The sequence below is a fragment of the Vogesella sp. EB genome, assembly GCF_001037925.1.
GTDB lineage: Bacteria > Pseudomonadota > Gammaproteobacteria > Burkholderiales > Chromobacteriaceae > Vogesella > Vogesella indigofera.
In genome coordinates this window covers 19207-33479 of sequence record NZ_LFDT01000020.1, presented here as the reverse complement: position 1 = coordinate 33479, position 14273 = coordinate 19207, and the positions used below count along the sequence as shown (strand labels likewise).

General features: G+C 59.2%; 9 protein-coding genes and 2 tRNA genes. 3 read left to right on the top strand and 8 right to left on the bottom strand.

The window, feature by feature from the left end; translation table 11 throughout:
• Positions 1-17 precede the first annotated feature (17 nt).
• The 3 genes from ACG97_RS11860 to ACG97_RS11850 all read right to left on the bottom strand — a co-directional run bounded on the left by ACG97_RS11860 (position 18) and on the right by ACG97_RS11850 (position 6826).
• A complete protein-coding gene (locus ACG97_RS11860) occupies positions 18-3467 on the bottom strand; it encodes a DEAD/DEAH box helicase family protein (protein WP_047967598.1) in 3450 nt (1149 codons plus the stop codon).
• 67 nt (positions 3468-3534) lie between these two features.
• Positions 3535-5049 (bottom strand): sigma-54-dependent Fis family transcriptional regulator, encoded by a 1515-nt coding sequence (locus ACG97_RS11855; protein ID WP_047967574.1) that lies wholly within the window; start codon positions 5047-5049, stop codon positions 3535-3537.
• A gap of 688 nt (positions 5050-5737) precedes the next feature.
• Positions 5738-6826: an Arm DNA-binding domain-containing protein gene (locus ACG97_RS11850; RefSeq protein ID WP_047967597.1), complete on the bottom strand. Its 1089-nt coding sequence runs from the start codon at positions 6824-6826 to the stop codon at positions 5738-5740.
• Between the two features lie 353 nt (positions 6827-7179).
• On the opposite strand from ACG97_RS11850, the gene ACG97_RS11845 reads away from it, so the two are divergent.
• Entirely contained in the window at positions 7180-7431 is a 252-nt protein-coding gene (locus tag ACG97_RS11845) for a helix-turn-helix transcriptional regulator (RefSeq protein WP_047967573.1), read from the top strand.
• A 308-nt stretch (positions 7432-7739) separates the two neighbouring features.
• On the opposite strand, the gene ACG97_RS11840 is transcribed toward ACG97_RS11845, so the two are convergent.
• The 5 genes from ACG97_RS11840 to ACG97_RS11820 all read right to left on the bottom strand — a co-directional run bounded on the left by ACG97_RS11840 (position 7740) and on the right by ACG97_RS11820 (position 11915).
• Positions 7740-7816 (bottom strand) — tRNA-Met (locus ACG97_RS11840).
• A gap of 105 nt (positions 7817-7921) precedes the next feature.
• Positions 7922-7998 (bottom strand) — tRNA-Met (locus ACG97_RS11835).
• Between the two features lie 95 nt (positions 7999-8093).
• Complete coding sequence (locus tag ACG97_RS11830; protein ID WP_047967572.1) at positions 8094-8279, bottom strand: hypothetical protein; 186 nt, start codon at positions 8277-8279, stop codon at positions 8094-8096.
• 232 nt (positions 8280-8511) lie between these two features.
• Positions 8512-10572, bottom strand: coding sequence for a methionine--tRNA ligase (gene metG, locus ACG97_RS11825; RefSeq protein WP_047967596.1), 2061 nt, complete (start codon positions 10570-10572; stop codon positions 8512-8514).
• Positions 10573-10673: 101 nt separating this feature from the next.
• Positions 10674-11915 carry an MFS transporter gene (locus tag ACG97_RS11820; protein WP_082133769.1) on the bottom strand — a complete coding sequence of 414 codons (1242 nt, stop codon included), beginning with the start codon at positions 11913-11915 and terminating at the stop codon, positions 10674-10676.
• A gap of 366 nt (positions 11916-12281) precedes the next feature.
• Here ACG97_RS11820 and apbC point away from each other — a divergent pair, with 366 nt between their 5' ends.
• Positions 12282-13364 (top strand): iron-sulfur cluster carrier protein ApbC, encoded by a 1083-nt coding sequence (gene apbC / locus ACG97_RS11815; protein WP_047967570.1) that lies wholly within the window; start codon positions 12282-12284, stop codon positions 13362-13364.
• A gap of 15 nt (positions 13365-13379) precedes the next feature.
• The gene (gene murI / locus ACG97_RS11810) at positions 13380-14156 is read left to right on the top strand and encodes a glutamate racemase (protein WP_238377326.1); all 777 of its coding nucleotides are present in this window, start codon (positions 13380-13382) and stop codon (positions 14154-14156) included.
• The last annotated feature ends 117 nt before the right edge of the window (positions 14157-14273 follow it).

Below are 14273 nucleotides of genomic sequence, written 5' to 3'. Positions count from 1 at the left end.
TTCTTTACTGTGGTGATTTATACGTTGTACGGCATGATGGCTACGGACTTGCCAGGCAGCGGCTCGCCAAAGCTGCGGATGATACCGGCCAGCTCGTCAAACTGCTCTTCGCGCGGAAAAATACCGCCCATGCCTTCGCCGTGAATGCTGGTATACGGGGCCTCGAACAGCGATTCCAGCCGGATGCTGCCGGACTTGCAGATCTGGTCCTTGAGCATGCCCAGAAAACGCAGTTGCTGGCTGTCGAGCCGGTGCTTACCGGCAAAGGCGGCAAAGCGGGCCTCAACCGCTTTGGCATCCATGCCGACAATGGCGCGCAGGATATCGGCCAGCGGTGCGGCGGTATCGGCGTAAAACTCGCGCAGCACTTGCAGATCGACTCCCGGGTTGCGGGTATGCAGCAGACTGTTGAGCTGGTCCAGCTCGGCATCGCTCACCGGCTGGCCATCGCGGATTTTCTGCAGCACGGGGCTGCTGTCGAACAGCGGGCGCAAGGCGGCTTCGACACTCTGGCGGTAGATGGTGGCATCCACTGAACGAATATTGGTCTTGCGCAGCTCGACCTGGTATTCGCTGGCGTCTTCGGCAATGTCGATAAAGGCCGGACCGGGGCCGGGGGTGGTCTGCGGGCGCTCGGCCAGATGCATGAGATCGCGCAGCGCCAGGCGGCTGGCCTCCAGCATGGTAAAGTCGGGCTGATCCCAGTAGGCATCGCTCTTGATGGCCTTGAGCTCGGCCGCTTTGGCCCGCACGGCATTGAGGTTGGGCGGCAGGCGTTCCAGCCAGGCGAGGATGTCGGCACGGCACGGATTGGGCTGTTGCGGCTTGCTGACGGCAGCCAGCTGGGCATCGGCCAGCAGGATATCCCAGCGCAGGGCGTCGCCTTCGCCGCGCTTGTCGAGCGCGTTAAGTAGCGGCGCAATGGTATCGGCCAGCATTTGCGCGGTGGCCGGGGAAAAGGTATCCACGTTGGCCGCATCACGGGCTTGTTGCACGGCTTGCCAGTTGTCGCGCACGGCAATGGTCAGGTCGTCCAGCTCGCGGGCATCGGCCAGCAGCAGGTCACGCGCCATGGCGAATGCGGCCGGCTCGTGGCTGCGCAGGGCCGCCTGCGCCAGTGCCAGCCGGGCTTCGTAACGGCGCTGCGCCAGCGATTTTGGCACTTTCGGCTCGGCCTCTTCCGGCTCCATTTCGTGGTAGGCGAAGTTGTTCCAGTGGTCGAAGATCAGGAATTCTTTTTTGTCCTGACCCTGGCCAAACAGGTTAGTGCACAGGCGCGTGCCACGGCCGATCATCTGCCAGAACTTGACCTTGGATTTCACCGGTTTGGCAAACACGAGGTTGACGACTTCGGGCACGTCGATGCCGGTGTCGAGCATGTCCACCGAAATGGCAATGCGCAGCGCGTTGTTCTTGCAGTTGTCGCTACCCTTGAAGTCATCGATCAGCTGCTCGGCACGGGGCTCGTCGGAGTGGATCACCGCGCAGAATTTGCCGGCAAACTGCGGATACAGCTCGTCGAACAACTCGGCCAGCAGGCGGGCGTGGCGGATGTTGCGGGCAAAGATGATGGTTTTGCCCGGCAGCTGGCCATCCGCATCGCGGATGCCGTTGTCCATCAGGTTGCGAAGGATCACCCGGTTGGTGTCCTTGTTGTACACCGCCTGGTCGATGTCCTCGCCGTCGAATTCCAGTTCGTTGGGGTCGATACCCTGCTCTTCCAGCTGGGCAATCTGCTCGTCGCTCAGGTCGTGGCCCTTGATGCCCTCTCGCATGAATTTGGTGGTGTGGGTGACCACCTTGAATGGCACCAGGTTGCCATCACGCACAGCGTCTTCCAGCGTGTAATTGGCAGTGGGCGTTTTGTAATCGCAACCAAACAGGCGGCAGGTGCTGCGGCTGACCATCTCTACCGGCGTGGCGGTGAGGCCAACCTGCAAGGCATCAAAGTAGCTGAAGATATCGCCGTACTGGTTGTAGATGGAGCGATGCGATTCGTCGGCAATAATCAGATCGAAGAAGCCGACGTCGAAGTCTTCGTACTGGTTGATCAGGCCCTGATAGATGCCGATGTAGATGCGGGCATCCTGCTTGCCCACTTCGTTTTGCTGGCCGAACACATAGATGGGTTCTTTCAGGTAGTCGTTGAACACCTTCTTGGCCTGCTTGCGCAGCTCTTTGCGATCGCACAAAAACAGGATGCGCTTGGCCCAGCGCGCTTCGATCATCAGCTTGGACAGGGCAATGGCAACACGGGTCTTGCCGGTGCCGGTGGCCTGCACGATCAGCACCTTGCGATGCTTGCTGGCAAAGCGTTCTTTCACGCGGGTAAGCGTTTCGATCTGGTACAGACGACCTGCAATATTGCCATCTGGCTGTACGTGCAGCAGATCCAGCCGGCTTTGCCGCTGGAAGCCGATACGATATTGCAGGGTGTCTTTGCTGTAGAAGCCGTACACCTTGCGCGGCGGGTAGCCCATCGCATCGTCCCACACCCAGATGTCGTGGCCATTGGTAAAGAAGATCATCGGCCGCTGGCCGTGCATCTTCTCGAGACCATCGGCGTAATCCTTGGCCTGCGCCTGCCCTTCGCGCGCATCCCTGGTAGTACGCTTGGCTTCGATCACCGCCAGCGGCTTGCCGTTGTCGTCCCACAGTACATAGTCGGCATAGCCAATGCCGGACGGGGTGGCCTGATACTGCACCTCGACTTCGACGCCCACTGCGGCGCTGCCCTGCCCGGCGGCCGGTACTTTCCAGCCGGCCAGCGCCAGGTCGCGGTCGATCAGGTACTGGCGGGTTTTATCCTCGGAGAAGCGCAGCTGTTCCACGGCATGGGTGGTAGCGCGGGCAACTGCCGACAGTTCGGCAGCAGGTGCCGGCTGGTTGGCCGCATTGATGGCATCGCGCATGGTTTTCTCGGCCGCACGCAGCGATTCCAGCTCGGTCAGCATGGCCTTGATCTTTTCTTCCTTAGCCGCGTTTTCTTCGGCCAGACGCTTTTTTTCGCGCTTGATAGCCGCTTTGGAATCCACGCCCTCGACAGGCGGCTCGCGAAACGCGGCGAAATCGTCGGCTTTACCGCCAACAATTGCCACATGCAGCCAGCGCGCTACCTGCCAGGCCTCATGCAGGGCGCGGTTGGCATCCATGGGGCGAATCTCTTCGCCATGGGCCGCGCTGTTGCCCAGCTTGCGCAACAGGTGAAATTTGTCGAGCACCAGTTTGTCGGCCAGCATGGTGAAACTGGCATTGTTCAACAGGTCGATGAACTTGGACTGCGGGGCCTGTGGCAAGCGCATGCGGGTGTAAATGTGATCCACGATCCGCTCGGCAAAGCTGCGCAATTTGACCAGCGCACTTTCCGGGTCGCCATGCAGATAATGTTCGGCATGCGCCGCCAGATTGGCCAGCTCGGGGTAGCTGGCTCGCAGGGGCTCAAAATTGATCGAGGGCAACTCTTGCATCCACATGTCTGGCATCTCGCTGAACGGGTAGCCGAATCTTTGCGAGAAGCGTGCCAGCCTCCATTAGTTAGTCGTTCGTAGCCGTCTGGCGGCCCAGTTTGTCGATCCAGTTGTTCAGCGTCTGGTAGTTATTCAGGCCAAGCAAGACGGCGGCATCTTTCTTTTTGCCGTGTGCCTGCGTCATGGCCTGCCGGATGTAATGTGCCTTGACCTCATCCAGAACCTTTTCAATTTCAAAGCCTTGGCCAATACCACGCTCCAGGATATCGCTCGACTGCCGAGGCATCCGGAGAATGTTGTCCATGATGTCGTGCTCGTCCAGCAACCCTTGCCGAGCCCAGATGCTGGCACGCAGCAAGGTGTGGTACAGCTCTCTCACATTGCCTGGCCAGTCATGCGATAACAGAATTTTTATGGCGCTTTCAGAAATTTCCTTCTGCTGCCATTCCGGAGAGTGGGCACTGTCTTGATTGATCATCGCCATGAAATGGGAAACCAGCGGCGGAATGTCCTCTCGCCGTTCACGCAGGGCAGGCAGGCGGATAATGCCAACCGCCAGGCGGTGGAATAAATCTTCCCTGAAGCGACCCGACTGTACGTCGGCCATCAGGTCACGATGGGTGGCCGCAATGATACGGACATCCACTTTAACCGGATCGGATGCCCCCAACGGGGTTACCTCTCCTTGCTGAATTGCGCGCAACAGCCGCACCTGGGCATCCAGCGGCAGATCCCCGATTTCATCCAGAAACAGGGTGCCCCCCGATGCCTCACGAAAATGCCCGGTACGATCCCTATCGGCACCGGTGAAGGCGCCTTTCCGGTGACCAAACAACTCGGAGTTCACCAGCTCTTTCGGAATGGCGCCGCAATTGACCGCCACATACTTGCCGGCTCGCCCGCTGGCGCGGTGAATGGCTTCGGCAAACAGTTCTTTGCCAGTCCCCGTTTCCCCAAGTACGAGAACAGGCACATTGTGAACCGCCACTTGATGGGCGCGTTGAATCTGCTCCCGCATCATCGGGTTGGTATGCACGATGCCTGCAAACTCCTTGGCTACTCCTTCCGGCTTGGCCAACAGCCTACCCACGCGCTCGTCGGTGCGCTGCAAATACTCGGGCAGAAAATCACCCGCCAGGTCAAAGCTGATATCGACTTCTTTGACCCCATTGTGTTGTTTGGCAGTTTGAATCAGGCGTGCCGGGAAGCGGCTCTTGGCTAGCAAGACCCAGATCGTCGCCATGGCTGGCGTGCCCGGACTGAGGTGGAATGTCGGGGAGACCGACTCGGCAGGTAATCGGAGTTGCTGCAACTCGGCCGTGATCTGCCGGTAAATGTCGACATGGTCGATCGGGCTGAGCAACTCAATCTCCTGCAACTCGACACGCGGATGTCCGGTGACGGACTCCAGCCATTTGCAGTAATCATTGCTGCGGTCGTACCCGTAGTTGGTCAACAAATGGACACGGTCGTAGTGCTCAGCCTTGACCGCGGTGGCGATCGGTCCCCACTCGCCAGTCAGACGCCCTTCTGACACTTGATGGTCAGTTTCGCCAATCCATGAAATAAGCCATTTTTCCATGGACGTATCATATCCAATTTGGGAGATTTAATGCTCGAGATGAGCACCGATCTTGATCGTCGCATCGGCCATCCGCCACCTCCCTACATCAGAATGGACGGGCAGGTATCATGTGTTCGTGCCAAACTAGGACTGCCCCACTTGGGCCAACAGCGGAAGTCCGCGTTCAGAGCCCAAGGGAAAAAAGTTCCCAGGAGCACGTCTGCGTGCATGTATCTTGAGCACGAGGAGTACGACCCGTCAGCACAATCGCTTCATGGCCGATCTGCCCCTGTTGAGTCTGGCTCTTTGACGCACAAGGCTGGCGCCCAGAATCACGGTTGACACGTCTGAAATTTATGAATTCGGTATTGCAATCGCAGTAAAGATGTAATACGATTTTCAAAACCGAGCTGTCGGTATAACAGCCTTCCAACCGTGATATCTAATCTGCAGCATAATGGTTACTTTGCAGCAACCATAGCATTCTGCGTATCTCGTGCCCCTGGCACAGAGAAGACCCTAGAGTAGCTCGCTACCTCTTAAACGTGCCATCGGTACGTCTTCCGATTTCTGCCATGTGATGTTCGGTTTTACAACCATCATGTCATAGCGGCAGGTCTTGCATTGATTCACTCACCGCAATGTAATGAATTCTCGCCTGTGCAATTGAATAGCTATTCAGCTATTACTTGTGCGGCGTTGCTATTCACTGTCTTGCAATCCATTCCGGCGCCTCACCGGCAGCGAGCCAGAGGGTTGCTGCCGTATGCCGAGTTTGATAAGGCCGGCGACGCTCCAGACCAAGTGAGGCCAACAGGGGGTACCACACTCGCTTGGTCACATTGTTGTGCTCAATGGGCATTCCCTGCAGGTTGCAAAATACGTACTCGGACATAGCGCCCGTTGCCTTGTACTGATTCACCAGTGCCTCATACACTGGCTGGCTCATTGCAATATCGCGTTGTGATGCATCGGTCTTAGTGTAGTCATCCTCCCCATACACGATTGTTTCCCGGATCAGAATTTGTCGACGCTCAAAGTCGACATACTTCCATTTCAGCCCGTCTATTTCACCGGTACGCATACCGGTGAAAAAACGAACGATGTAGTAATTGCGAAAATCGGGCCGAACCGAATCGACGATCAGCTTCACCTCTTGCAGCGTGAGTGGCTGGACATCAGACTTCGGCACCTTCAACGGTTTGATGCGCACGTAGGGCGTGGTAAAGTCATAACGGTCGGCGGCTTCCTCAAATACCCTGCGCAACGGATCCATGATCTTGTTGATGCGGTTGGCAGATAGCGTTGTGTTCCCATTCCGGCCGGATACTTTGGCGAGTGATGACCGGAATTTGAGCAGATCAGCCCGAGTGACAGCCCCGACCCTGATACTTCCAAATGTGGGCAGATAGTATTTATCGATATTCCCGCGGATGGTTACCTGGTACGAACGTCGCCAACCAATACTGTTCTCGCCCAGCCATTCTTCGATGAAGTCCACAAAGAGCGGGGTTCGATCTCCTGCAGAAACCACCTCGGGCTTGGCCGACTTAGACTTCACGGCAACACCACCCTCGCCGCTGAATCGTGCCAACAGTTTGCTCTCAGGGAAGTATTTACCGTAATCGAAGCGTCCAAGCTTGATTTCCAGCTCAATCTTGGCCAGCAGCTTTTCCATCCGGCTCAGGTTGGTGGCTGTCGGATTAAGTCGCGTTTGCTCCCTACACCTCACTCCCTGATAGTGAAAGTCAAGATATAACTTCCCTGTCTCCTTACGTTCTCTGACTTGGCCCACGTCATACCTCCTGATCAGCAGTTGGCATGGCAATCGTGTCTGAAGCCTGCGCCAGCATGTCTGACTAGATGTTCTCCCAAATGAAGAGCATCTTGCGGCGACCGAATGGGCGAACGTAGTGCCTCCCCTCAAGCAAGCATGTATCTACGAGTTGATTACGGATTGTGCGAGCGTTGTACTGGAGTCGCTCAGCCAGTTGCATAGTAGTAAGATACGTGTGCGACATGATCCTATCCTTTGAACTAAAAGTTAATCAAATGCTAAAAAGTATTAGCATTTGATAGCAATTTAGCTCACTCGAAAGATCAATGCAAGTATCTTTTGATAATTATTTTTAGCTTTTGGTGGTTTATATGATCAGATTCCGCGTCAAAGAACTCATGGCCGAGAAAGAGTTCAAGGAGGGTAGACGCATCACGATCGCAGAGGTGGCAGAAGCATGCGGCATAAACAGAATGACATTGTCAAAAATTGCAGGGCAACGCGGCTATAGTACGGTCACTGAAAATCTTGATCGCCTCTGTCGTTACTTTGGCTGCAAGATCAGTGATCTGGCCGTGTACATTCCTGATAATGTCACAGAGGCTGACAAGCCTGAAACCTAGCCCAGACAAGGCTTTCAGCGATTCCATCTGTGACAGTAAGCACTGTCACAGACTCAAAAACGACGTGAAAACAAACGGATTTATCGGCCTATAACGACATCTAACAGACCGTGGTCCAGTTGGTCATTGGCAAAGCAGCCCCCTGTATACGAACATCTGCCCAAAGGTCAAAATCTCATCGCTTCTGTCACAAGAACCAGGGAAGATTTGGCACAAAAATGTCACAAAGCCGATTTGTGACACTTTGAGACGCCTGGAAATCACAAAGCCCCTGATTCAATTTTTCAATTGAATCAGGGGCTTATATGTGGTTGCGGGAGCAGGATTTGAACCTACGACCTTCGGGTTATGAGCCCGACGAGCTACCAGACTGCTCCATCCCGCGACTGAATACTGCAAGTATAGATTGTGCTATGAAAAACAAGTGGCGAACTGCCATTTATATTTCTCAACGCAAAACAGTTTAGTCGCCAAACTGTTTTATGAATTCTGGTTGCGGGAGCAGGATTTGAACCTACGACCTTCGGGTTATGAGCCCGACGAGCTACCAGACTGCTCCATCCCGCGACTGAGAAAGAGATAGTACCGCGTATATTGCGGTGCGTCAAGCAAAAAGACAAAAGCCCTGCAAGGCAGGGCTTTGATTGTGACACCACGCAATGTCAGGCGGCGGTCTGTACGTAGGCGTTGCCCGGGTAGACCACGCTTTCCAGACCGGCGGAAGTGCGCATCGTCACTTCGTAGCGTCGGCCCAGCGGCTTGACATTGATCACTTCAAAGCGGATTTCTTCACCGCTGTCGGTTGTTTCCAGGATGCTATGGCCTGGCTCAAGTTGGTTGATTCTCATGATTTTTCCTTTTTGTCATTCTTTTTCTGACGATTATCCGGCTTACTGAAACAACATAAGCTCACGCTACGATAACGTGTTTATGTTGCTATTGACTATAGGTAGTTTCACGGAGTTCCCGTAGCACTGATCGCAGCTTAAGCAGCAATTATGAAAATCTGATGAATCGCCGCCATGAAAAATGCCCCGTCGGCGACGGGGCATTGGCAGCACTGGCAAACAGGCAAGGCGATCAGCCGATGCGCATGCCCGGTTCGGCGCCGTCGTCGGCATCCAGCAGGAACAGGCCGGAGTTGTCCTCTGGGCCGGAGGCGCACACGATCATGCCCTGCGACACGCCGAAGCGCATCTTGCGCTCGGCCAGGTTGGCGACCACGATCACCTTGCGGCCAACCAGCGCTTCCGGCTGCTGATAGGCGCTACGGATGCCGGAGAAGATGTTGCGCTGCTCGAAGCCGAGGTCGACGGTGAACTGCAACAGCTTGTCGGAGCCGTCGACAAAGTTGCAGGCCAGTACCTTGCCGACGCGCAGGTCCAGCTTGGCGAAGTCGTCGATCTTGATGGTGTCGGCCAGTGGCTCGTAGTTGGCCGCGGCGGCCGGTGCTTGTGTTTCCATGCTTTGCTTGTTGGCCTCGATGAGTTTTTCCACCAGCAGCGGGTCGATGCGCTGCATCAGGTGCTGGTACGGTTTGATGGTGTGGCCCAGCAGCAGCTGGTCGGCGTCCGCCCACTGCAGCGGCGCCACGTCGAGGAAGGCTTCCACGCCTTCGGCCAGCTTCGGCAGCACCGGCTTCAGGTAGATGGTCAGCAGGCGGAAGGCGTTGATCAGCACGCTGCACACTTCGTGCAGGCGCGCATCCTGTCCTTCCTGCTTGGCCAGTTCCCACGGCTTGTTGGCGTCGACGTAGCCGTTGACGATGTCGGCAATCGCCATCACCTCGCGCAGCGCCTTGGCGTACTCGCGGGCCTCATAGGCGGCGGCGATGTTCTCCGCTTCACCGGCGATGTTGCCGAGCAGACGGGTTTCGTCTTCGAGCTTGGCCGCCAGCTGGCCACCGAAGCGCTTGCTGATGAAGCCAGCGGCGCGGCTGGCGATGTTGACGAACTTGCCGACCACGTCCGAGTTCACGCGCGCGACGAAGTCATTGAGGTTGAGGTCGATGTCCTCGATGCGGCCGTTGAGCTTGCCGGCGATGTAGTAGCGCATCCATTCCGGATTCAGGCCGCAGTCGAGGTAGGATTTGGCGGTGATGAAGGTGCCGCGCGACTTGGACATCTTGTGGCCGTCCACGGTCAGGAAGCCGTGCGCGAACACGCCGCTCGGCGCGCGGTAGCCGGCGTATTTCAGCATCGCCGGCCAGAACAGCGCGTGGAAGTAGAGGATGTCCTTGCCGATGAAGTGGTACATCTCGGTCTTGCTGTCCGGCTTGAACCACGCGTCGAAATCGATGCCGGTGCGATCGCACAGGTTCTTGAAGCTGGCCATGTAGCCGATCGGCGCGTCCAGCCACACGTAGAAGTACTTGCCCGGCGCGCCGGGGATCTCGAAACCGAAGTACGGCGCATCGCGGCTGATGTCCCAGTCCTGCAGCCCGCCTTCGATCCACTCGTTCATCTTGTTCAGCGATTCGGCCTGCAGGTGGGCCTGGCTGCCGCCGTCACCGCGCAGGCTGCTGCCGCCGGTCCAGTCCTTGAGGAAGTCGGTGCACTCGCCGAGGCGGAAGAAGTAGTGCTCGGATGTCTTCAGCACCGGCTTGGCGCCGGATACCGCCGAGTACGGGTTCTTCAGTTCGGTCGGGCTGTAGGTGGCGCCGCACTTCTCGCAGTTGTCGCCGTACTGGTCGGCCGCGCCGCACTTCGGGCATTCGCCCTTCACGAAGCGGTCCGGCAGGAACATGTTCTTTTCCGGGTCAAACAGCTGCTCGATGGTGCGGCTGGCGATCTTGTCGTTGGCCTTCAGCGCCAGGTAAACCTGCTCGGAGAACGCCTTGTTTTCCGGGCTGTTGGTGCTGTAGTAGTTGTCGTAGCCGATGTGGAAGCCGCTGAAATCGGCCAGATGCTCGGTGTTCACGCGCTCGATCAGCTGCTCCGGGGTGATGCCCTGCTTTTCCGCAGCCAGCATGATCGGGGTACCGTGGGTGTCGTCGGCACAGACGTAGTAGCACTCGTGGCCACGCATCTTCTGGAAGCGCACCCAGACATCGGTCTGGATGTGTTCAACCATGTGACCCAAGTGGATGGCGCCGTTGGCGTACGGCAGTGCGCTGGTAACCAGAATCTGGCGTTTAGTCATGAAATGCATCCCGATAAGCAATACGAAACCGTCGATTATAACGACAAAGGTTGGCCGCAACAGCGTTGCGGCCAACCTTTATAAACCCTGCGCCCGAAACATCAGGCTGCCTGCGCCACCGACACCGCGCGCAGCTTCATCGCGTGGCGGACGCGCGGCCGCGCCACCAGCACGAACAGCAGCGAGGTCAGCAGCGACATCAGCGCGAAGCCGATCATGCCGCCGGCGATATAGGCGTGGCGGAACAGCTCGATGCCGAGCGCGTAGCCGGCCATCGACAGCATGCTCATCGCCGCCGACACCGTGCCCTTGCTCACCGTGCTGGCCATCAGCGCGAAGCGGTACAGCACCGCAAACGACAGCCCCTCGCCGAAGGCCATCAGGCTCATGCCGGCCACCATATAGATGTGCGGCACGCTGCTGAACTGGATGCCGCCCAGCATCAGCGCCAGGCCACCAACGATGGGCCACATGCCCAGCAGCACCGAGCGCCCCAGCGCCAGGCGCTCGGTGAGCAGCACCAGCGCGAAGTTGCCGGCGATCAGGCCGCCAAACACCGGCAGCTGCCACAGGCCGTATTCGACGGTGCTCATGCCGAGGTCTTCCACCAGCAGCACCGGCGACAGCGCGATCCAGCCCATCAGCGGCATCGCCAGCAGCGGGATGCACAGCAGCGACAGCACGAAGCGGCGGTCGGCGAGCAGCGCCAGGTAATCCGCGCCCATGCGGCGCAAGGGTGCGCGCGTGCGGCCAACGTTGACCGTTTCCGGCATCTTCCACCACAGCCCGACCAGCGCCAGCAGCGACACGCCGGCGATGAACAGGAAGCAGCTGCGCCACGGCGCGAACTCGATCAACGCGGCGCCGGCCAGCGGGCCGACCATCGGCGCGATCAGCGCCACGTTGGCCATCAGCGCGGTGACCTTGACCGCGGTCTTCTCCTCGAACGCCTCCTGCACCGCGGCGTAGCCGACGGCATTGATGAAGCACAGCCCGACGCCCTGCAGCACGCGCAGCGCCATGAAGGCCTCGATCGAGGTCACCAGATAGGTGGCGAGGCAGGCGACGATGAAATAGACCACCCCGCCCAGCAGCACCGGCCGGCGACCGATGCGGTCGGACAGCGGCCCGGTCAGCCACGGCATCAGCGCGCCGCCGAGCAGGAAGGCGGTCATCGCCATCGGCACCCACTCGATGCCGACGCCGAACTCCTGCACCACGCGCAGCATCGCCGGCTGCGCCATGTCGTTGGCGATATAGACCGCAAATTCAAACAGCACCAGCGCCAGCGGGAACAGCATCCGCGCCGGGGTCAAACGGGAAATCTTGGTGAATTCAGACAAAACGTAACCTCGGGAAAACCACAGCGGAGCAGTCTGCCACCCCGTGCCGGTTCAGAAAAAAGGCGTCGATTCTACGCCGAATCAGGCACTTGCACCAGCAAATCCGTCCACACCATCACCATGACAAAAAAGTAAGCGCCACACTGCGGCCAAGGTTGGCCGCAGCCACGCCCGACAGCGGCATGCACGACGCCGCCGCAGCGCTTATCATGGCGGCTGCGGCCAAAACGGCGGGCAAGCCTGTTCGCCCGCGGCAAACCCGATTAAAATAGTCGGCTATTCATCCCGCTCAAGATCACCATCATGCTTTCCCGACTCGGCAAATTGTTTGGCGTCCATGGCGACGCCGCTTCCCGGACTACTGACATGGCCCTGACCGACACCGACATTCTCGATGCCATCGCCGACCTGATCGACGAAGACACTCACAAGCCCTACCGCAAAGGCGTCAGCGTGCAGCAAAACGATGCCGCCCACCTCAACGTGCGCGTGGCCCTGCCCTACCCGGCCAAAAGCCGCTTCGCCGCCATCGCCGAGCTGTTCCGCGAACGGCTGGCGCCGCTGGCCGGCGAGCGCAAGCTGAGCATCGACGTGGTCAGCGAGATCACCAGCCACTCGGTACAGCGCGGCGTGCCGCTGCTGCCGGGGGTGAAGAACATCATCGCGGTGTCCTCCGGCAAGGGCGGCGTCGGCAAGTCCACCACTGCGGCCAACCTGGCGCTGGCGCTGGCGGCGGAAGGCGCGTCGGTCGGCATTCTGGATGCCGATATCTACGGCCCGTCGCAGCCGCTGATGATGGGCCTGCAGGGTCAGAAGCCGGAGGTGATCGAGGGCAAGCTGGTGCCGTTGCCGGCGCACGGCGTGCAGACGATGTCGATCGGCTACCTGGTGGACGAGGATCAGGCGATGGTGTGGCGCGGCCCGATGGTGAGCCAGGCGCTGCAGCAGCTGCTGAACGACACGCTGTGGAACGAGCTGGACTATCTGGTGATCGACATGCCGCCGGGCACCGGCGACATCCAGCTGACGCTGTCGCAGAAGGTGCCGGTCACCGGCGCCATCATCGTCACCACGCCGCAGGACATCGCGCTCTTGGATGCGAAGAAGGGGCTGAAGATGTTCGAGAAGGTCGGCGTGCCCATCCTCGGCATCGTCGAGAACATGGCGATGCACGTGTGCAGCAACTGCGGCCACGAAGAACACATCTTCGGCCACGGCGGCGCCGACAAGATGAGTGCGCAGTACGGCGTCGACGTGCTCGGCTCGCTGCCGCTGGATCTCTCCATCCGCCTGGCCACCGACGACGGCTGCCCGACGGTGGCGGCAGCGCCGGACAGCGCGCTGGCGGCACGCTACCAGCAGATCGCGCGCAAGGTGGCGGTCAAGGTCGGCGACAAGGCACGCGACTTCTCTGGTAAATTCCCGAAAATCGTCATCCAGAACAGTTAATCCCTCATGATCGGCATGTTTGATTCCGGCCTAGGCGGCCTTTCGGTGTGGCGCGAGCTCACCGCCCAGCTTCCCGACGAACCGGTGATCTACCTTGCCGATCAGGGCTACTGTCCTTACGGCGGGCGCAGCGACGACGAGCTGATCGCCCGCGCCGAGCTGATCGCCGACTACCTGCTGGCACAGGGCGCCACCCTGCTGCTGATCGCCTGCAACACCGCCACCAGCGCCGCGGCGCGCCATCTGCGGCTGAAGTATCCGGCGCTGCCCATCGTCGGCATGGAGCCGGCGATCAAGCCGGCGGCACTGTCGACGCAGAGCGGCAAGATCGGCGTGCTGGCAACGCAGGCCACGCTGCGCGGCGAGAAATTCCGCCAGCTGGCGGCGCAGCTGCACGATCACGCCGAGATCTACAGCCAGGCCGGCACCGGCTTTGTCGAGCTGGTGGAAAGCGGCGAGCTGGACAGCGACAACGCCCGGCGCACCGTCGCCGCGGCGCTGGCGCCGCTACTGGCGCACAACGTCGACCACGTGGTGCTCGGCTGCACCCACTACCCGTTCCTGGCGCCGCTGATCCGCGAGCAGCTGCCTCAGCACATCGACATCATCGACCCCACCGACGCCGTGGTGCGCCAGACGCTGCGCCTGCTGCAGCAACACCACTGCCGCAGCGGTCCGCAGACGCCGCCGCACTACCGCTTCGTCACCACCGGCGACGATCACAGCATGCAACAATTCCTGCAGCAGATCCTGCAGCGCGACGACCGCGTCGAGGCACTGCAGCCGGCCTGAGAGCCTGTGCACGATCTCGCGCGCTCACGCGAGACAAGGCGAAATGACTCAGGAAGCGGCGTTTATCCAGATATAAACAAGCATGCCGAAGCCGCCGCCAGCACCGCACGCCCCATC